This is a genomic window from Alcanivorax sp. HI0007 (assembly GCF_001635525.1).
Classification (GTDB): domain Bacteria; phylum Pseudomonadota; class Gammaproteobacteria; order Pseudomonadales; family Alcanivoracaceae; genus Alcanivorax.
On the sequence record NZ_LWEJ01000084.1, the window covers coordinates 71,758 to 96,778 of the forward strand.

The following is a 25,021-nucleotide window of genomic DNA, read 5'->3' on the forward strand; positions in this document are numbered from 1 at the left end:
CCATGAGTGCAGTAATACCCGGAACATCCCTGGCCATTCATCCGGAACGCTTCCCGGATCCGGTGGACGACCTGCCAACGGATGGCATCCGCAAAGCCATATTGGCGGGGGGATGCTTCTGGTGTGTGGAAGCGGTTTACCTCAATCTGGACGGCGTATTGGCGGTCACGTCTGGTTATACCGGTGGCCATGCCTCCCGCGCCAATTATGAGGCGGTCTGCACCGGCACCACCGGTCACGCGGAAGCGGTGGAAATCGCCTACGACAGCAAGGTGATCAGCTATGGTCAATTGCTCAAGGTGTTCTTCTCCGTCGCCCACGACCCGACCCAGAAAGATCGCCAGGGCAACGACCGGGGCACCCAGTACCGCTCCGCCATTTTCTATCAGAGTGCGGAAGAAAAAGCGGTGGCCGGGGCCTATATCCAGCAGCTGGAAAACGCCGGGGCCTTTACCGCGCCCATCGTGACCACACTGGAGCCCCTGGAAACTTTCTACCGGGGCGAGGATTACCACCAGAACTTCGCCAATCACAACCCGAATCAGGGCTATATCGTTCACGTGGCCAAACCCAAGGTGGAAAAGCTCATCCACGCCTTTCCCGATCTGCTCAAGGGGGACACCCAATGAGCGCAACACATTCCGCCAGCGGTCATGATCTGACCCCTCTCAGTGACACGGAAAAACAGCAACGCGCGGAAAGCCTCACCGCCGAGGAAAGACGCATTCTCCTCAATCAGGGCACGGAACCTCCCTTCTGCGGTGGCCTGCTCGACAACAAGGAAAATGGCGTCTACCACTGCAAATTGTGCGAGCTGCCACTTTTCGCCGCCAGCGCCAAATTCGAATCCGGTACGGGCTGGCCCAGCTTTTACCAGCCCTTTGACCCGGAGCATATCCGCGAACTGCGCGACACCAGCCATGGCATGGTCCGGGTGGAAATCCGCTGTGCCCGCTGCGACGGCCACCTGGGGCATGTCTTCCCGGACGGACCGCCCCCTACCGGCCTGCGCTATTGCCTGAATTCGGCGTCGATGGTGTTCAAGGCACAGGATTGACCCACCCCATCCGTAGGTGCGAAGCGAATAACGTCGCTGGCGGCACGATAAACCAAAACCTGAAAAGACGTATTACCACAGAGGACACAGAGATCACTGAGGAAAAGACTGTTTTTTCTCTGTGTGCTCTGTGTGTGCCCACAGTGGTGAAAAAGCTTTTAATCCTGGGTTAGTTATCGCGCCGCAAGCGACGCTCCTACAGCCAGCCATCCCGGCACCACAGCACCCCTGACTTGACCGCAGCGTACAGCGGCCGTTTCTGTCATTGCCTCCCGCAACACCCTGTATACCATCGGATGTGACCCCCAAGTCACAATACCCTGCAATGGAAATCACAGGAGGCAACATGAACGCCGCGACCCCTGCCCCGCGCCGCGAGGAAAGCGCTGAACAGCGCTGGAATCGCTTTTCTGTCCTGAAAACCGGTGAGGATTACCTGGCTAGCCTGCGCAACCGCGGCACCCGCCTATTCCTGTTCGGCGAACTGATCGACGAACCCGCTGACCACCCGATCATCAAACCCAGCATCAATGCCCTGCGTGCTAGTTACGATCTGGCCATTGAGGATCCGGAATTGGCCACGGCCTGGTCACCGCTGATTGATGCTCCGGTGAACCGCTTTCTGCACATCGTGGAATCGCCGGCAGACCTGGTGAAAAAGAACAAGATGCAACGCCGCATGGGGCAGATTACCGGGACCTGTTTTCAACGTTGCACCGGCCTGGACACCATCAGCGTGCTGCATTCGATTACCTACGAGATCGACGAGAAGCATGGCACACAGTATCACCAGCGTTTCCTGGATTTTCTCGCAGAAGCGCAGCGCAAGAACATCCTCATCGCCGCCGGCATGACTGACCCCAAGGGCGATCGCAGCAAGCGCCCGGCCCAGCAGAGTGATCCGGACATGTTCATGCGCGTGACCCGTCGCACGGACAAGGGCATTTACGTGAAAGGCGTGAAAGCCCATATGACCGGTGGCTGGAATCAGCACTGGATCTGCGTCATGCCCACCATGAACCTGACTGAAGACGACCGGGATTATGCGGTGGTCGGCATGATCCCCGGCGACGCGGAAGGCATCACCTATATCTACGGCCGCCAGAGCTGCGATACCCGGGCTATGGAAGGTGGCGACATCGATCAGGGCAATGCCGAATATGGCGGCCAGGAAGTCCTGGTCTATTTCGATGACGTCTTTATTCCCCATGAGCATGTTTTCATGGACGGCGAGTACGAATTTGCCCAGGACATGGTGGCCCGTTTCACCGCCTATCACCGGGCCAGCTATGTGTGCAAAACCGGCCTGGGCGATGTGCTGGTGGGTGCCGCCGCGTCCATTGCCGAATACAACGGCCTGGAGAAAATCAGCCATATTCGCGACAAGCTGGTGGAAATGGTGCACCTGAACGAAACCATCTACTCCTCAGGCATCGCCAGCTCCCACGAGGCCAAGCAGATGCCCAGCGGCATCTTCATGAACGACGCCATGCTGTCCAACGTGTGCAAGCACAACGTGACCCGCTTTCCCTATGAAATCTCCCGACTGGCACAGGATCTGGCCGGCGGCATCATGGTCACCATGCCCAGCGAGAAAGACCTGGAAAACCAGGAAGCCGGCGACATTATCCGCCGTTTCCTGAAAGGGCGGGACGACATTCCCACCGAAGACCGCATGCGCATCCTGCGCCTGATCGAAAACATGACGCTGGGTCGTAACGCCGTCGGGTACCTCACCGAATCCATGCACGGCGCCGGGAGCCCCCAGGCACAGCGCATACAGATCCTGCGCGGCATGGATGTGGACGCCAAGAAATGGCACGCCCGCAAACTGGCCGGCATCAAGCAGGTTTCTTGACGCCGCTACTTGCCAGCCCGGGGCGTCCTGCTAAACTAGCGCCGCTCTGAATAACGGGCATGCCGGGATAGCTCAGTCGGTAGAGCAACTGATTCGTAATCAGTAGGTCCGCGGTTCGATTCCGCGTTCCGGCACCATCGAATCATAAAAAAGCCGCCTTTTAAGGCGGCTTTTTTTGGTCCATCCTGCGACAACCTCTTATTTCCCGCCGAAGGCCTTCTGCCAACCCACCGTGAAGGTGTAGTCGGTTTCCATCTGGACACCATGCAGGGATTGGTGAACCGGGGCCTTGTATTCCAGCGCCAAACGATGGCCCTTCAGTGTGCCGTTCTTGCCCAACAGGTTCAGCCCCAGGCCGATATCCAGTCGCTGCCCACCCTTGGCGTCCGGATCGGCGGCAGGATTCATGTTGGGTGAAATGGTCAGATCTTCCGCCTGGCCATGAATGTCCGACCACCAGCTTTTGTAGGCCGCCAGAGAGACAGAGGCCCAGGGACTGACTGGCTTCGCTGCCCAGGCCGTCAGGTAACGTCGGGAACCCAGTTTGTAACCCTGATCATTCTCATCCAGTGCGATTCTGGCACTCACCTGCGCACCCCAGCTCCAGCTTTGGTATTGCTTGTTCAGGGTAATGCCCGGGCGTGCCTCGTAGCTGCCAGACCCCAACTGCATGGGATATGGCAACTGGATCTCCTTGCCCTGCATGGGCACATAGTCTTCTTCATCAATAGAGCCGGTGGGCAACCCCAACACCAGGTTCAAATGAAGACGATAGCCATCCTGGTCGAAGAACTTGTAGAGGCCACCGATGCTGGCATCACCAATACCGGAGGTTTCGGTGTCGAACTCGTCATCCATGGTGTTCATCATCATGGTCATGCGAGTTTTGGTGGTCATCTTGTTGGTGGTATACGGCAGCATGGCCATCAGGGTGAGATTGTCCGTCGGCGCGTACATGCCCCCGAGCATGTGCATGTGCATGGTCATCTCGTCGGGCAATGCCTTCATGTTCATCATGCCCATGCCGGGAATCTCGCCGAAGGCCTCGTTGGTACTCAGGGATTCACTGCCGGACCTGGCACCACTCATCCCCATGCCCATATAACGATAGGACAGCATCCATTCGCCTTTGCCATGGGTGTGGTCACCCATCACTGAAATCGGCGCATGGCTGTCGGCCCGACCGCCATCATAATGAGCCTGAACCTGGCCCACGCTGGCCATGGCCGTTGCCACCACGAGAAGTTTTGCTGTCTTGGGCATGTGTCGCCTCCCCACTGAATAACAGAAGTGGGCAGCCTAACGATGCTGCGGGCAAAACCAATGTGGCAAAACGTCGCAGCTGTGAGGAGCGCCTGTATCAGGAGAATTGCTTGCGATATTGCCCGGGGGCACAACCCTGCCAGCGCTTGAAGGCATGGTAGAAATTGGCGGTATCGGAAAAGCCCAGCTCCATGGCCAGTGCCTGCATGTCACAACCCGGGCCGCGCAGTACCTGACAGGCATGCTGATGACGGACCTGGTCGCGGAGCTGGGCGAAGCGGGTGCCCTCCTCCTGAAGCCGTCGCTGAAGGGTGCGAGGGGTCATGGCGAGCGCATCGGCTACCGCTTCCATGGTCACCGTCTGGCCTCCCAGCATGATTTCCAGCTGCTTGATCACCTGACCGGAGACGCCCGCAGCCCGCGACAGACCGGACAACACCTGATCCGCGGATTTGCGCAGACGTTCATTATACTTGGGATAGGCCCTCGGCAACGGCTCGGCTAACAGACTGCCCGGAATCGTGATGGCATTGTGCTGTTGGGCGAAGTACAGCGGGCACTGGAAAAACCGCTGGTAAACCGCAAGGTGTTCGGCCAGCGGCTCGTCATGGAGAAACCAGGCACTCCTTACTGGCATGTCACCCGCCAGCAAGGAGCGTCCGATGGCCACCATGGTGGCCACCACCACTTCATTATGGGTCCGGGTGGCGGTAAAGCGCAGGCTCGGATCCTTGCTGGCCACTGCCAGCATCACTTCGTCGCCGCTGGTCGTCAGAGAGAAATCCAGGTACGGAACCACCAGATCCTTGTACCGAAAAAGCATGGCCAACCCCTGTTCCAGGGTGTCGGCCGTTGCCATCAGGTTACCCAGTAGATCCAGGTTGCCGTAATGATTGTCGGCCCCCACCTGCAAACCGAACAAGGGATCATCGCTTTCACTGAACGCGGAATAAAGCAGTTCATCCAGCTGCAGCAGGCTGATGAACCGGTCATTGCGTCCGACAATGTCCGCATCAATACCGGCCCGTTCGAACAGGGACTGCACATCCAGACGCCCGCGCAGGGAGACTTCAAGAAGGCCGGGAAGAATGGAAGCCGGAAGCAACGTTGTGTTCATGATGTTTCCTCGCAATCCCCAGAAACTAGGCAAAGGTATCGGGCAGGTCAACCAGCGGCCGGGGATTGGCCCGTTTGACCTACTGGAGGTTCCCTCGGACAGTGAGTACTCTAGAGAGCCCTGAATAACCCCCTCGCGAAGCGGGTCAGGGCATAGGTGTAACACCTCATCCAGCTTCCTGCTGTTACCCCAATCAACAACCGGATCGATTATGCTCAAACGCTATCTGGTCGACGAGGTCACCGACACCCGGGCCTCGCGCAAACAGGCCTTCAAATTGTTCACCGACGCAACCAACTGGCAGAACTGGTGCTCGGTGGTGCGTCATGCCCGACTGCTGAATGGCAACTGGCGCCCCGGCGCCCTGCTACTGTTCGTGGCAGACTTGCCCGGGCTGCCGCCGGCGCCGGTGGTGGTCCGGGTGATGGAATACAAGGAAAACGAGCGTATCACCTGGGGCTTGCATCTTCCCTTCGCGCGTATCACCCATCGATTCACCTTTATCGATGACGGCCAGGGTGGCTGTCGCGTCCACCAGGAAGAATGGACTGAAGGGCTGCTCACCCTGCTCGCCTGGCCCGCCGGCAAACTGATTCACCGCTTCGATACCCGCTTTGCGGCAGAATACGCTGCCATGTTCTGATTGTTGACCCTGAACGGATTCCTTCATGACGCATCGACTGTTTAATGCCTACTGCCGGGTTGTGCTGGCTCACCCGGTTTTCTGGCTGGCTCTGCTGGCGCTTATCTGTTCGGTCGCCGCCTGGCAGGCCCGGGACTTCAAGATTGATGCATCGGCGGATTCGCTGGTGCTCGAGAACGATGAGGCATTGCAGTACTACCGGAAGATTTCCAAGCGCTACGGGGGCAGTGATTTCCTGATCATCACTTACACCCCGTCCCAGGCGCCGCTGTTCCAGCGCGATACCCTGGCGCACTTGCAGGCATTGCAGAACGATCTGAAACAGGTCGACAGGGTCAGTTCGGTGTACAGCATGCTGGATGTCCCCCTGCTGTTCAGCCCCCAGGTGGAGTTCAGTGACCTGGCCAACGACTACCGGACCCTCACTGATGAGGATGTGGACCTGTCACTGGCGCAGAAGGAATTCACCGAAGAAAACCCGCTCTATGAAGATCTGCTGGTCAGCGACGACGGCAACACCACCGCCCTGCTGGTGAGCTTCGAGCGCGACGAAAAATATTACGACCTGCTTTACCGCCGTAATGAGCTGCGTGCCCAGCAACACGAGGGCGAGCTGGACGAAGACGGCGAACAGGCGCTGGAAGAGGCCTCCCAGGCCTTCAGTGACTACAGCAGCCAGATTCAGGAACGCACCGCCGGCGAGATTGATCAGGTGCGCCATATCATGGACAGCTACCGGGACGAGGCAAAACTGTTCCTCGGCGGGGTGCCCATGATCGCCACGGATCTGGTGCGCTTTATTCGTGCGGACCTGAAAATCTTCGGCATCGGCGTGCTGGCGTTCCTGATCGTCACCCTGTTCATGATTTTCCGCCGCCCCCGCTGGGTAGTCGTCCCCCTGGCCTGCTGTGGTGTCACCGTGCTGACCGTGACCGGCTGGCTGGGCTGGATGGACTGGAAAGTCTCGGTGATCAGCAGTAACTACATCTCGTTACTGCTGATCATCACCATGTCGATCACCATTCACCTGACCGTACGTTTCCGGGAGCTCCATGAGGAGAACCCGGAGGCCAGCCAGAAATGGCTGATCCGGGAAACTGCCGCCCATATGATGCGGCCCATGATCTACATGATCCTCACCACCATGGTGGGCTTCTCGTCCCTGGTGATCAGTGGCATTCGCCCGGTGATCGACTTCGGCTGGATGATGACATTCGGCCTGGGCGTGGCCCTGGTGGTCTGTTTTCTGGTTTTCCCGGCCCTGTTGGGTCCGTTGAAGGCCGGCCAACCGCAACAGGGGCGCGACTTCAGCCGCAAGTTCACCCTGGCCTTTGCCGACTTTACCGAACGGCACCGCCCTACCCTGATGGTGCTGGCTATTGTCACCGTGGTCGCCTCCCTGTGGGGGATCAGCAGATTAACGGTGGAAAACCGCTTTATCGACTACTTTCAGAAAGACACGGAAATCTACCAGGGCATGCTGCAGATTGATCGCAAGCTCGGGGGCACAACGCCGCTGGATATCGTCATCGATGCGCCCAGTACTGACGCCCGCAGTGCGACAGCGTCATCCGGGCCTGCCACCGGCTGGGACGGTGAATCCATGGACGACAGCGCCGCAACAGATCCGTTCGCGGCGGGTGGCGATAGCGACCCGTTTGCCACTGCCGAGCCGGACCCGTTTGCCGATAGCGACCCCTTCTCCGCTGGCTCAGGCGGCGACGATCCCTTTGCAAGCGCGCCCTCTGCCGATCCGTTTGCCGAATCCCAGCAGGCCAAGCCCAATCCATTGAAAGGGGCCTACTGGTTTACCCCGGCACGTCTGGCCCAGCTGGTGGAAATCCAGAATTACCTGCAATCCCTGCCGGAAACCGGCAAGGTGCTGTCCATCGCCACCACCTACAAGGTGGCGGAAAAACTCAACGAGGGACCGCTCAGCTATGTCCAGTTGATGCTGCTGGCCAGCTTTATTCCCGAGGACCTGCGTGACCAGCTGGTGCGTCCCTACCTGTCCGACGACGGCAACCAGGTGCGTTTCAGCGTAAGGGTGATCGATTCGGATCAGAACCTTAACCGCAACGAGCTGCTGGCCAAGATCCGCACCGACCTGGAAAGCGACTTTGGCCTGCAACCCGAGCAGGTAAACCTCACCGGCGCCATGGTGCTCTACAACAACATGCTGCAAAGCCTGTTCGATTCCCAGATCAAGACCCTGGGCTATGTGTTTGCCGCCATTCTGGTAATGCTGCTGATCCTCTTCCGCAGCCTGCCAGTGGCGCTTATCAGCATGGTGCCAAGCCTGATCTCCGCATCTCTGGTGCTGGGCCTGATGGGCTGGATTGGCCTGCCGCTGGACCTGATGACTATTACCATCACCGCCATCACCATCGGCATCGCCGTGGATGACACCATTCACTACATCCACCGCTTCCATGAGGAGCTGCCGAAAGATAATGACTACGTAGCCACCATGAAGCGCTGCCATGGTTCCATCGGCAAGGCCATGTACTACACCTCGCTGACGATCATTGCCGGCTTCTCGATCCTGGCGTTCTCCAATTTCAACCCCACGGTGTACTTCGGCCTGCTCACCGGCCTGGCCATGCTGGTCGCCCTGCTCAGCAACCTGACGCTGCTGCCGGCACTGCTGATCTCGGTGAAACCGAAGCTGCGGGCGGGATAGGAACGAGTTGCGAGAAGCGAGTCTCGAAAAGCAAACCACCCCGCCTTTCGAAACTCGCTCCTCGCGACTCGTCACTGCCTTTGATTGACCACTGACCAAATGAACAGTATATTGGTTGTCCGGGTGGCCCCAGGCCTTCGTACTGTGACCCCAGGAAGACCTGATTGATCTCCGTAGCCCCAGGGATGGGGCCGGGCTCCCGGACTTATTCGATAGATCGGAAAGGCGAGATTGGGAAAGGTAAAGGGAAAGAAGGAGTGGGCCGATTCATTGGCACCATGAAACAGCCAGACTCATTGATCGTCTTGCCGGTCCGGCTGACACTGGGAACCCAGCAGATTCCGGGCAAGCACGTAGCGGTCCTGGGCGCTCTCCGCCCGGATCTCTCCCACCGACAGGTACTGCAGGGTCCAGTTATCCCAGATCCGGGTATAGCGACTTTCCAGCAACACATCGCCACGCATCATGGTGGCCCGCTCGGCCTTCACCGTCAGCTTGTCGCCATTGCGGCGTATCTGATAGCCCTCATTGGGATATAGCACTTCCAGACAGGCCAGAAAGCGCTTCAGGGTCATGTCCGAGGGGGACCCTACCGTGAACGCCAGTGGCAGGTTGGGCACCTCCAGCATGAGGTTATGAATATTGGCCCCGTCCAGCCTCTCCAACCGCTGATTCTGTGCCTTCTCCTGCTCCTCTTCGGCATTTCGCAGGGTTTCCGCCATTTGCTGGGCCTGACGCATGTCCTCACGGATCTGGCGGCGCCGTTGGGCCTGTTGCCGCTGCGCTTCCTTGTGGTCCAGTACCGCCTGCCAGGCGATCTCCACTTCCTGATCCAGCTGTCGGGCATATTCTCGGGCCTTGCGGGCCTGGGCAATGCGTTCTTTACACTCCTCATGCCATACCGCCCCCTGCTGCTGTCTCAGGTAACGGCCGTCGATGTAGTGCTGATAGAGAGAAAGGCACGCTCCTGTCCGGGCACCCAGTGCGTCGATCTCATCGTAGTCGAGACCATCCACCAGGGTCGGGGCACGGGTCCAGCCCAGCCAGTCGGCCGTGGCCGGCACCAGGGAACTGCAACCGCTGACCGCGGCTGCCAGACACCCAATGAGAATAGCCGGAACAATACGCAAAACAGAACGTCGCCTGTGGCATCGGGACAGGAAGAAAGGGGGTAGCCAGACTACCCCCTCCGAGACATGCAGAACCTTAACGTGCAGCGATCTTTTCTTTCCAGATCACCGGTCCAGTCTTGTGAACGGATTCGCCCTTGGAGTCCACTGCCACGGTCACCGGCATGTCTTCCACCTCGAACTCGTAGATGGCTTCCATACCCAGATCTTCAAAGGCCGCTACCCGTGACTTGCGAATAGCCTTGGACACCAGATAGGCGGCGCCGCCCACGGCCATCAGATACACCGCTTTGTTGTCCTTGATGGCCTCGATAGCGGTATCGCCACGCTCGGCCTTGCCGACCATGCCGATCAGCCCCGTTTCTTCCAGCATGGTGCGGGTGAACTTGTCCATCCGGGTGGCTGTGGTCGGGCCAGCGGGGCCAACCACCTCATCGCCCACCGGATCCACCGGACCCACGTAGTAGATAAAGCGGTTGGTGAAGTCCACCGGCAGTTTTTCGCCCTTGGAAATCATGTCTACCATGCGCTTGTGGGCCGCATCACGGCCGGTGAGCAGCTTGCCGGACAGTAGCAGGGTGTCACCGGGCTGCCAGGTCTGCACTTCTTCCGGGGTCACGGTATCCAGATTGACGCGCTTGGCGCCCTCATCATTGCCCCAGGCAATCTCCGGCCATTCTTCCAGATCCGGCGCTTTCAGGTCCGCTGGCCCCGTGCCGTCCAGGGTAAAATGGGCATGGCGGGTGGCAGCACAATTGGGAATGATGGCCACCGGCTTGTTGGCCGCGTGGGTGGGATAATCGGCCACTTTCACGTCCAGGACGGTGGTCAGGCCGCCCAGACCCTGGGCACCGATGCCCAATGCATTGACCTTTTCGAACAGTTCCAGACGCAACTCTTCAGAGCGGTTCTGCGGGCCACGGGCCTGCAACTCGTGAATATCGATGGGATCCATCAGCGATTCCTTGGCCAGCAGCATGGCCTTCTCGGCGGTACCGCCAATGCCGATGCCCAGCATGCCCGGCGGGCACCACCCGGCCCCCATCTTGGGAACCTGCTCCAGCACCCAGTCAACCACGGAATCAGAAGGGTTGAGCATGGCAAACTTGGACTTGGCTTCGGAACCGCCGCCCTTGGCCGCCACGTCAATCTCCAGCTTGTCACCGGGTACGATGGAATAGTTGATCACTGCCGGGGTGTTGTCCTTGGTGTTGGCCCGCTTGCCGTCCGGGTCCGCCAGCACCGAAGCGCGCAGGACATTTTCCGGATGGTTGTAGGCCCGGCGTACACCTTCGTTGATCATGTCATCCAGGCTCATGTCGCCTTCAAAAGTGACATTCATGCCCACCTTGGCGAATACGGTCACGATACCGGTGTCCTGGCAAATAGGCCGACGGCCCATGGCAGACATGCGGGAATTGACCAGGATCTGCGCCATGGCGTCCTTGGCAGCCTTGCTCTCTTCCTTCTCGTAGGCTTCGGTGACGGCACGAATGAAATCCACCGGATGGTAGTAAGAGATGTACTGCAAGGCATCAGCCACGCTCTGGATCAGGTCATCCTGGCGAATCACCGTCATGGGATTACTCCTGCTGGGACAATTTGGGGGCGCGTAGTATAGCGCAGAGTGTGAAGCCTGAGAATTTTACCTAGACGCCCCTACCAAAGGCACCCGTAGGAGCACCTCTTGAGGTGCGAACCGCGCTTGCGCGGAAATCGCCCGCAGGGCGATCAGGAATCGCAGAACTCGACAGGCTCCAGAAAGAATGACGGACAATCGTCCTTATTGCCTCGCGCCGCTCGGTTCGCGCCTCGAGAGGCGCTCCTACAGCGGCTTCGTAGAAATGCCAAGGTCTTGGGGACTTTCCACCCTGTCCCCATCCAACGAACGTAGCTCGTAGCTCATTCAGTCGCAGCGGGTATTGTTGAGCAAACGCAGCAGATGATCGTTGATCACTTCCGGCTGCTCCAGATGCAGGAAATGCCCGGCATTGGCAATCTGCTGCAACTCCACGCCGCCGCTGAAATCAGTGTCCACCAGAGTATGTTCGAGCAGTTTGGGACTCATGCAGCCGTCATTTTCGCCGATCAGAATCTGGGTGGGCGTGGCGATATCCTGCCCCAGCCAGGTCAGGGCCTTACGCTGCTCCTTCTTCCACAGCTTGAACATGGCCCGATACCAGGCCAGCGCTGCACTGATCACCCCCGGCTCCGCCAACGTGTGCTTGGCATTGTCCAGGTAGAGCCCCGGGTCCCAGTCCGGCGACCAACGCCGCCAGAGGGTTTCCACACCACCCAGATCGCCGCGCTTGAGCCAGGCCTCCGGGGCCATCGGCAACTGGAAAAACTGCATGTAGCCACTGAGCAGCACCTGTTCGGGAACCTTGAGCAGTGCCTGGGGAATCCGGCGCAGGGGCGGTATGGCCAGAGCACTGAAAGAGCAGAAGGTTTCCGGGGACTGGGCGCACGCCAGGTAGCCCACCGCCGCCCCCCAGTCATGACCGATCAGGTGCACACGGCCACCCAGCTGAGCGGCAAACACCATCAGGTCGTCCACTGCGGCATACAGAGAATAATCGCCGCTTCCGGACTGGCAGCCCGGGGCATAGCCGCGCAACGCTGGCGCAATGGCGGTATAACCTGCCTCCGCCAGCGCATTGATTTGCACCGCCCAGTTTTCATGGGTATCCGGAAAACCATGCAACAAAATCACGGGCTCGCCACTGCCGGCCATCAGTGCCGGAAAACGCAAGTCACCGTTTACCAGTTCAACTTGTTTCATCGAGTTACCTCAAAGTGCCGGGTCAGCGGCGCCTCTGAATCCCGGGTGATTACCTCTTCCACCCGGGCCATGGCCGGCCCCTGGCGCATAGCGTCCAGCATCGCCGATACCGCATCCGGCGGGCCGTGCAGGATGGCTTCCACACGGCCGTCGTCACAATTACGTACCCAACCGGCAAGATCTCGCAGGCTGGCTTGGCGTTGGGTCCAGGCCCGGTAGCCTACCCCTTGAACCCTACCGCTCACCAGTACATGTTTAGTGATCGCCATCATTGCTCTCCCCAATCTCCTCGTCGTCGGTAATACTGTCACGACGGTGAAAGAGTGTATCCAGCGGCATATCCAGCGGCGCCATCATACCGTCACGGGCCTGATCCATCTTTTCCTTCAATACCTGCTCCCAGGCGGATTCATCATTGCCCAGGCGCACCCGAAGCTGGGTATGGGCCGGCCACGGCAGCATAGCTACCAGCTGTCCCAGTGTCAGGTTGCGCAGATCCCGGGATAGCATATAACCGCCCTCGTCCGTGCGCCGTATCAGCTTGGCGTCCATCAATAAGTTGCGAAACTCATCCCACTGACTGACTCCGCAATCGCGCATCACCTGACGCACTTCCTTGCTGCGCAGCACCTTGCCCTGTTGCTGACGTAGCCAGAAAGCATGCAGTAAACGCATCAGCGCATGCATTCTCGGCACCCGACGTCGATGCTCCTGGAATACCACCAGGGCCCGAACCAGCTCCGCGCCACCGAGCACAATGATCCAGGAAATGTACACCCACAGAAGAAACAGCGGCACCGCCGCAAACGCCCCGTACACCACTTCATAGCTGGGGGCCTGGCGGATAAAAAAGGCAAAACCGCTTTTTGCCAGTTCAAACAGCAATGCTGCAGAGGCCGCACCCAGCATGCCCTGACGCAAAGGGACATTGGTGTTGGGAACCACCGTGTATAGCAACGTCAGCATGGCCGTGGTGAAGAGGAAAGGCAGCAACGACAACCACAGCCTGACACCACCCAGATAGTGCACGGTGTCACTGAAAATAGCCTGGGAGGTGAGATAGGACGAGATCGCCAGCCCCGCACCCAGACAGATCGGCCCCAGTGACAACACCGCCCAGTACATCATCAGACTGGTAAGCCCCTTACGGGCAGTGCGCACCTTCCAGATTCGATTCACGGTCTGTTCGATGGTCCGCAGCATCAATACCGAGGTGATGATCAGAATAATGACCCCCGGGCCGGTCAGATTGGTGGCCTGGCGGGCAAACGACTGCAGGTGCTCCAACAGCATATTGCCCGCCGACGGCACAAAGTATTCAAACGCCCATTGCTGGAGCTGAATCCCCTTGCCCTTCAGTGCAGGCACCGAGGCCAGTACCGAAAAGCTCACGGTCATCACCGGCACGATGGCAAAGAGCGTCGTGTAAGTCAGTGCGGCAGCGCTTTCCCGACAGCCATCTTCCTTGAACTGACGCACCAGCAAGGCAAAAAAGGCACGAATGGAATCCAGCCTGGCGCGGACCGGAATGACCTCTTCATCAGTTTCCATGCTATCGGCATCCTCTCCTTGCCAGCGGATTCAAGCGCCTTACAATGACACCCTCATCCACAGAATATGCAAAACTCATGACGGACTACACCCTCTTCCATAATCCACGCTGCTCGAAATCCCGCCAGACGCTGGCATTGCTGGAAGACAACGGCATCCAGCCCACTATCGTAAAGTATCTGGACGACACCCCGGACGCCGCCACGTTGAAAACTCTGGTCAAGAAACTCGGCTTACCCAGCGCCCATGATCTGGTGCGTAACAAGGAAGCCGACTATAAAACGGCCGGCTTGTCTGCGGAAAGCAGCGACGATGAGGTCATTGCTGCCATGGTGCAGTACCCGAAACTGATTGAGCGTCCCATCCTGGTACGGGGCAACAAGGCGGTACTGGGGCGTCCCCCGGAAAACGCCCTTAACCTGCTGGACTGACACCATCATGACGGATTATGTATTGGTGCTTTACTACAGCCGCAACGGCAGCGTAGCCAACCTGGCGCAACAGGTTGCCCGTGGTATCGAAAGCACCGGCATGGAGGCGCGACTGCGCACGGTACCGGCAGTCTCCGCCAACAGTGAAGCCAGTGAACCCGCCGTACCCGAACAGGGGGCTCCCTACGCCAGCCTGGATGACCTGGCCGGATGCAGTGGTCTGGCGCTGGGCTCCCCCACCCGCTTCGGCAATATGGCGGCACCCTTGAAATACTTTGTCGACCAGACCAGCGATCTGTGGATGAAAGGCACCCTGATCGGCAAACCCGCCGGCGTATTCAGTTCCACCAGTAGTCTGCATGGTGGCCAGGAAAGCACCCTGCTATCCATGATGACCCCGCTGCTGCATCACGGCATGGTCATAACCGGGGTGCCCTATTCCGAACAGGCGCTGCTGGATACCCGCAGTGGCGGCACTCCCTACGGTCCTACCCACGTTGCCGGCATCGATGCGGACCCGTCGCTGACCGATCATGAAATCTCCCTGGCACGGGCGCTGGGCAAACGCCTGGCGACCCTGGCCCGCCAACTCAAGGCCTGACAATGAATCTTCTGCTTCTGCGTATCAGCTACGCACTCTTGCTGTTTGTGGGCATCACCGGGCTGTTCAGCCTGGCGCCGCCGGATGTTCATCCTCTTTCCAGCATCATCTTTGCGGCGATTCTCTACGCACCGCTGGTGCTGATGCTGCCGGCCGTGATCAGTGGCAACAAGCGCCAGGCCACCTGGTTGTGCTTTATTCTGCTGTTCTATTTCTGCGGCTATGCTGTCCAGCTACTGGATCCGCCGCCGGTGCGCACCCTGGCCATCGCCAAGACCTCGCTGACGGTGATGCTGTTTGTATTCTCTGCCCTGCAGATTCGCCAGGGGCAAAATGCTGATTGACGAACGGTATGAGGTGGAGACACCGGAAGGGGCCATGCTCAGCCTGTCCCTGGCGGGCCCGGTAACCCGGGCCATGGCCTACGGTATCGACCTCCTCATTCGTTTGCTGATTTTCGCGGTCCTGGCGTTTGTGCTGGGCATGCTTGGCAAAATGGGCATTGGCCTGCTGCTGATTATCGGCTTTGCCCTGGAATGGTTTTACCCCACCCTGTTCGAGGCGTTGCGTCATGGCCAGACCCCGGGCAAGAAAGCCATGGGCATTGCCGTGGTGCATGCCAACGGGAGTCCACTCAGTTTCAACGGCAGTCTGATCCGGAATCTGCTGCGCACTGCAGATGCTTTCCCGCTGTTTTATCTGCTCGGTTTTATCACCACCCTGATCAGTCCGCGCTATCAGCGCCTGGGGGACATGGCGGCCAACACCCTGGTAGTCCATATCGAGCAAACCGGGACCACCCGCAAGCAACACAGCGGCCCGGCCAATCCGCCGGACTGGCCACTCAGCGCCCAGGACCAGCTGGCTCTGCTGGCCTTCCACGAACGCCAGGATCAATTCTCCGAAGCCCGCCAGCAGGAGTTGGCGCAACTGGCGTTCCCGGAACTGAACCCGTCCCAGGCATTGCAACGCCTGCGAGCCGTAACCCGTTACTTGCTTGAGGGGGCACGGTGAAACAGGCTCGCTTCGAACAACAGTACCGACCTCTATGGGAGTCGCTGGAACAGCAACTGGAGCAACTGGAAGCGCTGCGGGTGTCGCGCAAGAAACGCCTGCCGCTGGACCGCTTCGTGGCAGATTACCGCCAGCTGTGCCATCAACTGGCGCTGGCCCGGGAGCGCACCTACAGTCTGGAACTTCAGCAATACCTGAACAATCTGGTGCTGCGCGCCCACCGCCAGCTGTACCGCTACAACCCGCCCCTGGCGGATCGTATTGGCGCATTTTTTGCCCATGGCTTTCCCGCCGCCGTGCGACGGCAATGGAAGTGGCACCTGGTCAGCGCCCTCAGTTTCGTTCTGTCCATCGCCCTCGCCTGGATTCTGGTGCAGCAGCAACCGGAGATGATCTACACCGTAGTAGACGAAGCCATGCTCTCGGATCTGGAGCTCATGTATCAGCCGGAGGATTCGGGCAGCAGCGACATCCATGCCGGGCGAGAGGGCGAGGATGATGTGCTGATGTTCGGTTACTACATCAAGAACAACATCGGCATTGCCTTTCGTACCTTTGCCGGCGGTCTGCTGCTGGGCGTGGGTGCCATCTTTGTCATGCTGTTCAACGGCAGTTTCTTTGGCGCCATCGCCGGCCACCTGATCAACACCGGCGGCCATGAGGCCTTCTTTACCTTCGTCATCGCCCATGGGGCCCCGGAACTCACCGCCATCGTGCTGGCCGGCGGCGCCGGGTTGCGACTGGGCTGGTCGATTATTGCACCGGGACAATGGTCACGGCTGGATGCCCTGCGTCTGGCAGCACGGGATGCCTTGCCGACCATGTACGGGGTCTTCGCTCTTTTGCTGCTGGCCGCTTTCATCGAGGCGTTCTGGTCGCCCAGAGACTTCGACGCCACCATAAAATACAGCGTCGGTGCGGCCTGCTGGGCTCTGCTTTATCTCTATCTTTTCTTCGGGGGACGTAATGGAACTCGAGAAAGCTAGCGCCCGCCTGGCACCACGTAGCCCCTGGCAGGCGGTGGACCTGGGCACAAAACTGTATCGGCAATGGGCCGCCCCCGTGCTATGGGTATGGTTGGCATTCACGCTGGTCCCTTTCGGACTAATGCTTGGCTGGTCGCTGCTGGCAGAAACCCTGTGGCCGCTGTTCCTGTTCTGGTGGCTCAAACCCCTCTGGGAGCGACCGGTGCTGGCCTGGTACAGCCATGCCCTGTTTGCGGAAACCCTCACGCTCAAGCAACTGTTCCAGCGTTGGCGCCAGTACGCCCTGCCCGGCCTGGCCAGCCAGCTCACCTGGCGCCGTTTCAGCCCAGCACGCAGTTTCAACACCTGCGTCTGGCAACTGGAGGGCGCCAAGGGGGAACAACTCAGCCAGCGTTTGCGGGCACTGAACAGCTACCCTTCCAACCGGGCCGGCATCATGACCATCGTGGTGCTGCATCTGGAGCAGTTCATGGCCATGGGGCTGATGGTACTGCTTTACACCCTGGTGCCCTGGCAATTCAGCCTGGAATGGAGTGACTGGTTCTACGATCAGAGTGCCCTGCAGATGGCCATTGCCAGCGCTACTCTGTACCTGGTCATGTGTGTCACCGAACCACTCTATGTGGCCTGTGGCTTTGCCCTCTATCTGAACAAGCGCACCTGGCTGGAAGGCTGGGACCTGCAACTGGGCCTGACCCGGTTGGGCCGCCACCGGGCAAGCCGCACCGGTGCCACCCTGCTAATGCTGCTGGCCCTGTTGCTGCCCTTGCCAGAACCGGTAACGGCACAACCTTCCCCCCGCAATAATGAAGAGCAACAGCAGGTCATCGAACTACTGGCCGGCCCGGACTACATGCCCTTCGAAGAACGCACCGAACGGCAATGGAAAGATCGAGACGACGACAGCGATAGCTGGCTGGAAAAATTCTGGAAACACTTCTTCGATAACCTGGACGATGATGAGCAACAGGAACCCTCCGACAGCCCCTTTGATATCCCAGATGCGGTGCTATGGATACTGTTCTGGGGTGTCTTCGCCGGGCTGGCGATCTGGCTGCTGATCAAGGTCATGGATCAGCTGGGGCTGGGGAGCCGCAATCGGGATAGCACCCCGGTGATTCCTACCCATGTGGCCGGCATGGATATTCGCCGCCAGAGCCTGCCGAAGAACCTGCGCGACGCCACGGAACAAGCGCTCGGTGCCAACGACATTCGCCTGGCCCTGTCGCTGATGTTGCGCAGTGCCCTGGCCGAGCTGCTGCGCCGCTATCCGGTGTCACTGGCCGCCGGCAGCACCGAACAGCAATGCCTGCGCAACCTTCAGGCCGCCCATGGTGAACCCTTGCCGATTCTCTATCTGCAACGCCTGATCCAGGCCTGGATCAGCACGGCCTGGGCCCATCGTCCGGTGGACGCCGAGACGGTGCGCACACTGCTGGCTGACTGGGAGCAAATAAGCGCAGAGGAGGCCGCCAATGCGTAAAAAGCTTCCCTGGCTTGGCGCCCTTCTCGTAGTGGCGCTTACAATCGCTTATTACGCACTGACCGAGCCGGTCACCGTGATCCAGAGAGCGGCGCCGGACAGCGCCATTCAACGCAATCCCTACAGCGCTGCCCAGGACTGGCTGACACAGCGAGGCCAGCCCAGCACACGCATACTGAGTGCCGCAGCCCTGTTCCCGTTGCCGGAAGAAGACACCACCCTGATCATCGACAAACAGCGCGGCTTGCTCAATACCGGTCAGGTCCGCTCACTGTTGCAATGGGTGGAAGCTGGCGGTGAACTGATCGTCGAAGCACGCCCATTGCCAAAATCCCGGGATGAAGATACCGCCACCGAGAGGGAGTGGCAGGACAACGACCCCCTCCTCTTCAGCCTGGGAATCACTGTCTGGAAAAGTGAACAGGAAACCGTCGACGAAGCGCTGGACCCGTTTTTCGAATTGCTGGATGCGCTACCGGCCTTTGCCGGTAATCCCCTGCAATACTGCCTGCTGACCGATAACGACGAACTGCGGGAAACCTGCGAAGCACTGGCCTGCGAGGCGCCCCCACAACCGGAGCCGCTGCTGCTGCATGCCGGTGATGATCAACCCTCCCGACGCATCCAGCTGCATAGCCAGCATGTACTCTGGCACGACAGCTGGAACGAGGAAGACACCCCGGCAGAGTTTCTCCCCGAGTGGCCGGTGGAGGTCTCCGCCTATGCGGACAATGATTACGGCAGCCAACTGGTCCAGTTATCCCTGGGCGACGGCCAGATCACCGTGCTCACCGACCTGGGACTATGGAATAACCAGAATCTGCATTATTTCGACCATGCCTGGCTGCTGGCCTGGCTCACCGGCGATCAGCCGGTGTGGTTCGTGCGCTCCGTGGCCATGCCCCCCCTACTGCAATGGTTATGGCTGCACGCCCCGGAACTGGGAACCGCCTTGCTGTTGCTGCTAGGCCTGTGGTTGTGGTCACGGATTCCCCGCCGCGGCCCGATTCAGCCCGTGGCCGAAGACAACCATCGGGATTACCTGCAGCATCTACACGCCAGTGGTTATTTCCAGTGGCGCACCGAACAGCAGGACACCCTGCTCACCGCCTTGCGCCAGCAGGCACAAGCCCGACTCAACCGTTACCATCACCAGCGCCAGCAGGCCCTGGAACGCGCCGCCGCGCATCTGAAGGTCACCGTGGCACAACTGGACCATGCACTGACACAGCCACCGGCAAACCGCGACCAGCTCACCCAGCAGGTGGCCCTGCTGCAAGCACTGAGGAGTGAAACATGACACAGCCCACCACCCTGGCCGACGCCACCCGCCTGGCCCAGGATATTGAACACCATCTCAATCAGGTGCTGATCGGTCAGCGTCAGGTGGTTCGTGAAGTGCTGATTGCCCTGGTATCCGGTGGCCATGTGCTGATCGAAGGGGTACCCGGGCTCGGCAAGACCCTGCTGGTGCGCAGCCTGGGCAAGGTACTGGAACTGGATTTCAACCGTATCCAGTTCACCCCGGACCTGATGCCCACGGACGTCACCGGCCACGCCATGTACGACCAGAAAAGCGAGCAGTTCCGCATTCGCCGCGGCCCCGCCTTCACGCAACTGCTGCTGGCCGATGAAATCAACCGGGCACCGGCCAAGACGCAGGCGGCGCTTCTGGAAGTCATGCAGGAGCGGCAGATCACCATCGAGGGCAAGGCGTTCACCCTGAATGAGCCCTACATGGTGCTGGCCACCCAAAACCCGCTGGACCAGGAAGGCACCTACCCGCTGCCGGAAGCGGAACTGGATCGCTTCCTGTTCAAGGTTCTGATCGACTACCCGGATCATGCGGACGAAACCCGCCTGGTGAACATGGTGCTGGACGGCACCATCCGCGCCAGCCTGGATGTGGAAAGCCTGACTCCCGTCACCGATGCCGCCGGTCTGAAAGCCATGAAGACCCTGAGCGACAGCGTGCTGATTGATGACGAGGTGCTCGACTATGCCCTGCGCATCGTTCGCGCCACCCGGGACTTCAGCGGTTTGAGTCACGGCGCCAGCCCACGCGCCAGCATCGCCCTGGCCCGGGCCAGCCGGGTGCAGGCCCTGTTCGAGGGCCGCGACTTCGTCACCCCGGACGATGTACAGCAGGTGGCCCGCCCGGTACTGCGGCACCGTATCCAGCTCAGCGCCGATGCGGAAATCGAAGGCCAGACTCCGGAAACCGCCCTGGGTCGACTGCTGGAACAGGTGGAAGCGCCGAAGCAATGAAGCCTGCGCCGCGTCTTCTCCTGCTCGCCGGCCTGTGGGCGCTACTGGCCCTGCCATTGCTGGTCATACCCGGCATGCTGGCCGTGGCACTGTGGTGGGCCCTGGGCGGCCTGGCCCTGGTGATTGCGCTGCTGGATCTATGGCACGCCCGCCGCCGGCCCGCCCCGCAGGCGCACCGGGAGCTGCCTACCGCTTTGTCGGTGCAACAGCCGCACCTGGTACGAGTCAGGGTTACCTCGGCAAGCCTGCCAGACAGCGTGGAGCTGGCCGACCAGCACCCCGGCGATGATCCCCACACCGGCCTGCCGGCCACCCTGACGCGCGCAAAAGAAGAACTGACCGAGCTGACCTATCATTACCGGCCCAGCCGCCGCGGCCCGGTACAGTTCGGCGATCTGGTGTTCTGGTTCCCCAGCCGCCTGAAGCTGTGGCGGGTACGCAAGGTGTGCGACGCCGCCTGCACCGTGCCGGTTTACCCGGATTTTTCCCGGCTCAGCCACAGCGGACTGGATGCCAGCCATGCCCACCTGCTCACCGGCACCCGCCTGCAACCGCGCCGCGGCGAAGGCATGGAGTTTCACCAGCTACGCGAATACCACCCCGGTGACAGCCTGCGGCAAATCGACTGGAAGGCCACCGCCCGACGGCGCAGCCTGATCAGCCGGGAATACCAGGATGAACAGAATCAACAGGTGCTGATAATGCTGGATGGCGGCCGCCGTCTGGGCATGCCGGTGGGCTCACTGACCGGTTTCGATCACGCCCTTAACGCCGCCCTGCTGCTCGCCTGGAGCGCCCTCAAGCAAAAGGACAAGGCCGGCGCCATGCTCTTTTCCGGCGACCAGCCACGCTGGCTGCCACCGGTGCAGGGCCAGCAGGGCATCAACCACCTGCTCAACGGACTCTACGATCTGCACCCCAGCCAGCATGCCAGCGACTTCAGCCTGGCCGCCCGGCAACTGGTCCGCCGCAGCCGCCGGCGAGCCCTGGTGGTTCTGGTTACCCGCCTGCAGCAGGAAGATCTGGATGACTTGATAAGCGCCGTGTCCCTGCTGCGTCGTCACCATCTGGTGCTGATTGCCGACATGCTGCTGCCGGAGCAGGAACAACTGTCACGGCAACCGGTGGGCCATGATTTTGATCAGGCCCTGCAAGTCTGTGCCGACGCTCAGGAACAACAGGCCCGCCACGACCTGCATACCCGCCTGCGTCATGCCGGCGCCCTGGTCACGGCAACCACCCCGCAGCACATGCCGGCGCAGCTCAACAACCTTTACCTGATGCTGAAACGCAGCGGACGCTTATAGATCCAATCCCGCCCCGCCGTAGGAGCGTCGCTGGCGGCGCGAGCCGGAACGAAGTGCAGGTAACGTCCGCCAGGGCGGCCCGCAGGGTGCACGGAGTGCATAAACCCAAAACCTGAAAAGACGGCTGTACCACAGAGGGCGCAGAGATCACTGAGGAAAAGACTGGGTTTTCTCTGTGTGCTCCAAGGTGTGCTATCGCGCCGCCAGCGACGCTCCTACGACTAGCTTGGGTGCATGAATGTCTCTTCCAAAGCCGTTTCCAGCTCCCCGTGCGCCCTGCCGTAGTACTCCATCAGTACCTGACACCAGAGCCTTGGCCGCTCCGCTAACCCGGCTTTCAAAAGGGCCTGCGCTTTTTCTCTGACCTTCACAGCAAAGTCCCTCTCATCCCCCGCCTCCCCATCCAGGTTATCCAGTGACACCCGAAACGGATGCCCACAGGCCGCACAGAAAAGCGCCTCATAGGCCTGGGGCAACACTTCTACCCGGGTGAACTCTGCCTGCTGCTCCGCATTGCGGCCATCCGGGGCATACCAGTAGCCATAATCTTCCTGCTGACGGCGCGCCGGACCTGCCACGCACCAGTGGGCGATTTCGTGCAGAGCGCTGCGAAAATAGTCACGGGTATAGCAGATACGATGGGGATTGCCCGGACGATACACGGGTTCGTCCGCGCCGCCTTCCAGCACGGTGGTGTGGGAATGAAAAAAAGTGGCCCTAAACAGTCTGTCCAGGTCTTCGCTACGGTGCCCCCGAACAGCGCTTTGCGGTATGGTAGCCGCCTTTGTTTGGCCCTGTGGTTTACCGCCAAGATCACCCATAAGATTCGTCGCGCCTATGTCATCCCGTCGTCAGGAGCTCGTCGCCCAGCTCACCCTTGCCCTGCCCATCCTCGGCGGCCAGTTGGCCCAGACCGCCAATGGCTTCGTGGATACCATGATGGCCGGTCGGGTCAGTGCCAATGATCTGGCGGCAGTGGCGGTGGGTGCCAGCATCTGGGTGCCCCTGTTTCTGTTCATGACCGGCGTGCTGATGAGTGCCACGCCGATTCTGTCCCGCCATCTCGGCGGCGAAGCTTACCATCGCATCAACCCGCTCGCCCAGCAGGGTATCTGGCTGGGCCTGGGGCTGGGGGTGCTATGTGCCATGATCCTGCGCAGCATCGCACCGGTGTTGGTGTGGATGGACGTGGACCCGGCCATTCGCCCGCTGGTCAGTGGCTATCTGGATGCGCTCAGCTGGGGCATGCCCGGTGCCGCCCTAATGCTGGCCATGCGCAGCTACACGGAATCCATGAATCACACTCGCCCGGTGTTGCTGTTCAGTGTGATCGGCCTGCTGATCAATATTCCCAGCAACTATGTGCTGATCTACGGCAAGCTGGGCTTTCCCGCCATGGGCGGCGTGGGCTGTGGCTGGGCGACCTCCCTGGTGATGTGGTCCATGGCACTGATGATGCTGTTTTATACCCACCGCCACCCGGTGTACCAGCATGCTCCGCTGAATCTGCGCCGGCGCCACGTTGAGATGGCCAGTCTGGGGTACATGTTGCGTCTGGGACTGCCGGTGGGCTTATCGATCTTTTTCGAGGTCAGCATCTTTGCCGTGATTGCCCTGCTGATTGGCAGCCTGGGCGCCCAGATCGTGGCCAGCCACCAGATCGCCCTGAATTTCACCTCGCTGATTTTCATGGTACCGCTCAGCTTTTCCCTGGCGGCCTCCGTGCGAGTGGGCCATGCCAGGGGACGCCACGACGAGCAGGGGCTGCGACATGCGGTGCAGGTGGCACTCTGTATCACCGCCGTGGTGGGCGTGACAGCAGCAGCGGCGCTGGTCCTGGCAAGAGGCTGGATCCCCCATATCTATACCAACAACCGGGACGTGATCGAACTGGCCACCTATCTGTTGCTGTTCGCGGCGTTGTACCAGGTATCCGATGCCCTGCAGGTATGTGCCAACGGCTGCCTGCGCGGCTTTGAAGACACCGCCTGGCCAATGATCATGACCCTGTTCGCTTACTGGGGTGTGGGCCTGCCACTGGGGTACGGCCTGGGCCTGACCCACTGGTTCGGCGAACCCATGGGGCCGGCAGGGTTCTGGATCGGCCTGGTGGCGGGCCTGACCGTGGCGGCGATTCTGCTGGGATGGCGGCTGCGCTGGCGGATGCGGCAAACCCTGTCACCGACGGCTGACGTTTCACCTACGGCATCTCGGTAGGGTGCACTGAGCCTAAGGCGAACTGCACCTATCCGGCGTCTGAATGGTGCAGTTCGCCCTAGGCTCAGTGCACCCTACGAGACGCGAACACAGTTTCGGGGCAGGAAACCTGAGCATTCAGGTTTTGCACGTTAATCCTTGGTTGTCAGGGTTCAAAGACCGGGACCTGCAATAAACGTCGATAATAGCTGTCGCTCAACCAGGGCCGCCCGCTCAGCAAATGGTTGAGGTACCAGCGCTCCGGTTTCAGGTTTTCCGCCTGCCAGTCGGCGTTGGCAATATAAACCCAGGTGAGCACTTCACCGGCGCCGGTCTGCACCGGCAGGCATTCACGCCGGTAACGCACCGGGTGGCCCTCATAGGGATCCATTCGCTCGATTTCCTGGTGATCGCGCAAGCGGTACAACACCCCTTCCACGACCCCATCCGTCGGCACGATGTTGGCGTAGGCAATACCCTGCAGACCGTGGGCTCGCTTGTTGAAGGCCAGCGCCCACCCTTCCAGCCGCGCCGCCATGGAATCCCGATACTGCATCCCCCGCACCGCCATGCGGGACGGATTCATGTTCGAGCCATAGGCAAAATAATACTCACACTGCACACTCGCCTCCTGAAGAAGAATGCCACGAT

At 60.2% G+C, this 25,021-nt stretch carries 24 protein-coding genes and 1 tRNA gene; 16 read left to right on the plus strand and 9 right to left on the minus strand.

The window, feature by feature from the left end; translation table 11 throughout:
• Positions 1 to 2 precede the first annotated feature (2 nt).
• The 4 genes from msrA (at position 3) to A3714_RS04350 (ending at position 3,052) form a co-directional block, all read left to right on the plus strand.
• Positions 3 to 629: a peptide-methionine (S)-S-oxide reductase MsrA gene (msrA, locus tag A3714_RS04335; protein ID WP_063509499.1), complete on the plus strand. Its 627-nt coding sequence runs from the start codon at positions 3 to 5 to the stop codon at positions 627 to 629.
• Positions 626 to 1,057 carry a peptide-methionine (R)-S-oxide reductase MsrB gene (gene msrB / locus A3714_RS04340; RefSeq protein WP_063509498.1) on the plus strand — a complete coding sequence of 144 codons (432 nt, stop codon included), beginning with the start codon at positions 626 to 628 and terminating at the stop codon, positions 1,055 to 1,057. Before msrA ends, msrB begins: the two co-directional genes overlap by 4 nt.
• Positions 1,058 to 1,403: 346 nt before the next feature.
• Positions 1,404 to 2,915: a 4-hydroxyphenylacetate 3-hydroxylase family protein gene (locus tag A3714_RS04345; RefSeq protein WP_062816222.1), complete on the plus strand. Its 1,512-nt coding sequence runs from the start codon at positions 1,404 to 1,406 to the stop codon at positions 2,913 to 2,915.
• Positions 2,916 to 2,976: 61 nt separating this feature from the next.
• Positions 2,977 to 3,052, plus strand: a tRNA-Thr gene (locus A3714_RS04350).
• A gap of 61 nt (positions 3,053 to 3,113) precedes the next feature.
• On the opposite strand, the gene A3714_RS04355 is transcribed toward A3714_RS04350, so the two are convergent.
• Both A3714_RS04355 and A3714_RS04360 read right to left on the minus strand, forming a co-directional pair.
• Positions 3,114 to 4,178, minus strand: a complete 1,065-nt coding sequence (locus tag A3714_RS04355) for a transporter (protein WP_063509497.1) — start codon at positions 4,176 to 4,178, stop codon at positions 3,114 to 3,116.
• Between the two features lie 97 nt (positions 4,179 to 4,275).
• Entirely contained in the window at positions 4,276 to 5,295 is a 1,020-nt protein-coding gene (locus A3714_RS04360; RefSeq protein ID WP_063509496.1) for an AraC family transcriptional regulator, read from the minus strand.
• A gap of 211 nt (positions 5,296 to 5,506) precedes the next feature.
• Here A3714_RS04360 and A3714_RS04365 point away from each other — a divergent pair, with 211 nt between their 5' ends.
• Complete coding sequence (locus tag A3714_RS04365; protein WP_062816225.1) at positions 5,507 to 5,938, plus strand: SRPBCC domain-containing protein; 432 nt, start codon at positions 5,507 to 5,509, stop codon at positions 5,936 to 5,938.
• A gap of 25 nt (positions 5,939 to 5,963) precedes the next feature.
• Entirely contained in the window at positions 5,964 to 8,621 is a 2,658-nt protein-coding gene (locus A3714_RS04370; RefSeq protein ID WP_063509495.1) for an RND family transporter, read from the plus strand.
• 293 nt (positions 8,622 to 8,914) lie between these two features.
• On the opposite strand, the gene A3714_RS04375 is transcribed toward A3714_RS04370, so the two are convergent.
• From A3714_RS04375 to A3714_RS04395, 5 genes are all read right to left on the minus strand, one after another.
• The gene (locus A3714_RS04375; RefSeq protein WP_063509494.1) at positions 8,915 to 9,751 is read right to left on the minus strand and encodes a hypothetical protein; all 837 of its coding nucleotides are present in this window, start codon (positions 9,749 to 9,751) and stop codon (positions 8,915 to 8,917) included.
• Between the two features lie 76 nt (positions 9,752 to 9,827).
• On the minus strand, positions 9,828 to 11,330 hold the full coding sequence (locus tag A3714_RS04380; RefSeq protein WP_062816228.1) for a fumarate hydratase: 1,503 nt from the start codon (positions 11,328 to 11,330) through the stop codon (positions 9,828 to 9,830).
• Between the two features lie 327 nt (positions 11,331 to 11,657).
• A complete protein-coding gene (locus tag A3714_RS04385; RefSeq protein ID WP_063509493.1) occupies positions 11,658 to 12,533 on the minus strand; it encodes an alpha/beta fold hydrolase in 876 nt (291 codons plus the stop codon).
• Positions 12,530 to 12,805: an acylphosphatase gene (locus tag A3714_RS04390; RefSeq protein ID WP_063509492.1), complete on the minus strand. Its 276-nt coding sequence runs from the start codon at positions 12,803 to 12,805 to the stop codon at positions 12,530 to 12,532. Before A3714_RS04390 ends, A3714_RS04385 begins: the two co-directional genes overlap by 4 nt.
• Positions 12,789 to 14,084, minus strand: coding sequence for a YihY family inner membrane protein (locus A3714_RS04395; RefSeq protein WP_063509491.1), 1,296 nt, complete (start codon positions 14,082 to 14,084; stop codon positions 12,789 to 12,791). The genes A3714_RS04390 and A3714_RS04395 overlap by 17 nt, the downstream gene beginning before the upstream one ends.
• 77 nt (positions 14,085 to 14,161) lie before the next feature.
• On the opposite strand from A3714_RS04395, the gene arsC reads away from it, so the two are divergent.
• From arsC to A3714_RS04440, 9 genes are read left to right on the plus strand one after another with little or no spacing between them, the layout of a single operon-like run.
• Complete coding sequence (gene arsC, locus A3714_RS04400) at positions 14,162 to 14,515, plus strand: arsenate reductase (glutaredoxin) (RefSeq protein ID WP_062816231.1); 354 nt, start codon at positions 14,162 to 14,164, stop codon at positions 14,513 to 14,515.
• A 7-nt stretch (positions 14,516 to 14,522) separates the two neighbouring features.
• Positions 14,523 to 15,116 (plus strand): NAD(P)H:quinone oxidoreductase, encoded by a 594-nt coding sequence (gene wrbA, locus A3714_RS04405; protein WP_197463364.1) that lies wholly within the window; start codon positions 14,523 to 14,525, stop codon positions 15,114 to 15,116.
• A 2-nt stretch (positions 15,117 to 15,118) separates the two neighbouring features.
• The gene (locus A3714_RS04410) at positions 15,119 to 15,460 is read left to right on the plus strand and encodes a DUF2069 domain-containing protein (RefSeq protein ID WP_062816341.1); all 342 of its coding nucleotides are present in this window, start codon (positions 15,119 to 15,121) and stop codon (positions 15,458 to 15,460) included.
• On the plus strand, positions 15,450 to 16,130 hold the full coding sequence (locus A3714_RS04415) for an RDD family protein (protein WP_063509490.1): 681 nt from the start codon (positions 15,450 to 15,452) through the stop codon (positions 16,128 to 16,130). The genes A3714_RS04410 and A3714_RS04415 overlap by 11 nt, the downstream gene beginning before the upstream one ends.
• Complete coding sequence (locus tag A3714_RS04420) at positions 16,127 to 17,116, plus strand: stage II sporulation protein M (RefSeq protein WP_062816233.1); 990 nt, start codon at positions 16,127 to 16,129, stop codon at positions 17,114 to 17,116. The genes A3714_RS04415 and A3714_RS04420 overlap by 4 nt, the downstream gene beginning before the upstream one ends.
• Entirely contained in the window at positions 17,097 to 18,599 is a 1,503-nt protein-coding gene (locus A3714_RS04425; protein ID WP_063509489.1) for a DUF4129 domain-containing protein, read from the plus strand. Before A3714_RS04420 ends, A3714_RS04425 begins: the two co-directional genes overlap by 20 nt.
• Positions 18,592 to 19,899 (plus strand): DUF4350 domain-containing protein, encoded by a 1,308-nt coding sequence (locus A3714_RS04430; protein ID WP_063509488.1) that lies wholly within the window; start codon positions 18,592 to 18,594, stop codon positions 19,897 to 19,899. The genes A3714_RS04425 and A3714_RS04430 overlap by 8 nt, the downstream gene beginning before the upstream one ends.
• Positions 19,896 to 20,867 (plus strand): MoxR family ATPase, encoded by a 972-nt coding sequence (locus tag A3714_RS04435; protein WP_063509487.1) that lies wholly within the window; start codon positions 19,896 to 19,898, stop codon positions 20,865 to 20,867. Before A3714_RS04430 ends, A3714_RS04435 begins: the two co-directional genes overlap by 4 nt.
• A complete protein-coding gene (locus A3714_RS04440; protein ID WP_063509486.1) occupies positions 20,864 to 22,174 on the plus strand; it encodes a DUF58 domain-containing protein in 1,311 nt (436 codons plus the stop codon). Before A3714_RS04435 ends, A3714_RS04440 begins: the two co-directional genes overlap by 4 nt.
• Before the next feature lie 221 nt (positions 22,175 to 22,395).
• On the opposite strand, the gene A3714_RS04445 is transcribed toward A3714_RS04440, so the two are convergent.
• A complete protein-coding gene (locus A3714_RS04445; RefSeq protein WP_063509500.1) occupies positions 22,396 to 22,947 on the minus strand; it encodes an elongation factor P hydroxylase in 552 nt (183 codons plus the stop codon).
• 64 nt (positions 22,948 to 23,011) lie between these two features.
• On the opposite strand from A3714_RS04445, the gene A3714_RS04450 reads away from it, so the two are divergent.
• Complete coding sequence (locus A3714_RS04450) at positions 23,012 to 24,391, plus strand: MATE family efflux transporter (RefSeq protein WP_063509485.1); 1,380 nt, start codon at positions 23,012 to 23,014, stop codon at positions 24,389 to 24,391.
• 145 nt (positions 24,392 to 24,536) lie between these two features.
• Here A3714_RS04450 and A3714_RS04455 read toward each other — a convergent pair whose 3' ends face one another.
• Positions 24,537 to 24,992, minus strand: coding sequence for a gamma-glutamylcyclotransferase family protein (locus A3714_RS04455; RefSeq protein ID WP_062816239.1), 456 nt, complete (start codon positions 24,990 to 24,992; stop codon positions 24,537 to 24,539).
• Between the last annotated feature and the right edge of the window lie 29 nt (positions 24,993 to 25,021).

Bases quoted from the DNA above. Each gene is read 5' to 3' on its own strand.
- A3714_RS04390 (WP_063509492.1), bottom strand. From the start codon at position 12,805: ATGATGGCGATCACTAAACATGTACTGGTGAGCGGTAGGGTTCAAGGG.
- A3714_RS04360 (WP_063509496.1), bottom strand. From the start codon at position 5,295: ATGAACACAACGTTGCTTCCGGCTTCCATTCTTCCCGGCCTTCTTGAA.
- A3714_RS04380 (WP_062816228.1), bottom strand. From the start codon at position 11,330: ATGACGGTGATTCGCCAGGATGACCTGATCCAGAGCGTGGCTGATGCC.
- wrbA (WP_197463364.1), top strand. From the start codon at position 14,523: ATGACGGATTATGTATTGGTGCTTTACTACAGCCGCAACGGCAGCGTA.
- A3714_RS04440 (WP_063509486.1), top strand. From the start codon at position 20,864: ATGAAGCCTGCGCCGCGTCTTCTCCTGCTCGCCGGCCTGTGGGCGCTA.
- A3714_RS04385 (WP_063509493.1), bottom strand. From the start codon at position 12,533: ATGAAACAAGTTGAACTGGTAAACGGTGACTTGCGTTTTCCGGCACTG.
- A3714_RS04365 (WP_062816225.1), top strand. From the start codon at position 5,507: ATGCTCAAACGCTATCTGGTCGACGAGGTCACCGACACCCGGGCCTCG.
- A3714_RS04450 (WP_063509485.1), top strand. From the start codon at position 23,012: ATGTCATCCCGTCGTCAGGAGCTCGTCGCCCAGCTCACCCTTGCCCTG.
- A3714_RS04345 (WP_062816222.1), top strand. From the start codon at position 1,404: ATGAACGCCGCGACCCCTGCCCCGCGCCGCGAGGAAAGCGCTGAACAG.
- A3714_RS04395 (WP_063509491.1), bottom strand. From the start codon at position 14,084: ATGGAAACTGATGAAGAGGTCATTCCGGTCCGCGCCAGGCTGGATTCC.
- A3714_RS04370 (WP_063509495.1), top strand. From the start codon at position 5,964: ATGACGCATCGACTGTTTAATGCCTACTGCCGGGTTGTGCTGGCTCAC.
- A3714_RS04430 (WP_063509488.1), top strand. From the start codon at position 18,592: ATGCGTAAAAAGCTTCCCTGGCTTGGCGCCCTTCTCGTAGTGGCGCTT.
- arsC (WP_062816231.1), top strand. From the start codon at position 14,162: ATGACGGACTACACCCTCTTCCATAATCCACGCTGCTCGAAATCCCGC.
- A3714_RS04435 (WP_063509487.1), top strand. From the start codon at position 19,896: ATGACACAGCCCACCACCCTGGCCGACGCCACCCGCCTGGCCCAGGAT.
- A3714_RS04355 (WP_063509497.1), bottom strand. From the start codon at position 4,178: ATGCCCAAGACAGCAAAACTTCTCGTGGTGGCAACGGCCATGGCCAGC.
- msrB (WP_063509498.1), top strand. From the start codon at position 626: ATGAGCGCAACACATTCCGCCAGCGGTCATGATCTGACCCCTCTCAGT.
- A3714_RS04415 (WP_063509490.1), top strand. From the start codon at position 15,450: ATGCTGATTGACGAACGGTATGAGGTGGAGACACCGGAAGGGGCCATG.
- msrA (WP_063509499.1), top strand. From the start codon at position 3: ATGAGTGCAGTAATACCCGGAACATCCCTGGCCATTCATCCGGAACGC.
- A3714_RS04410 (WP_062816341.1), top strand. From the start codon at position 15,119: ATGAATCTTCTGCTTCTGCGTATCAGCTACGCACTCTTGCTGTTTGTG.
- A3714_RS04425 (WP_063509489.1), top strand. From the start codon at position 17,097: ATGGAACTCGAGAAAGCTAGCGCCCGCCTGGCACCACGTAGCCCCTGG.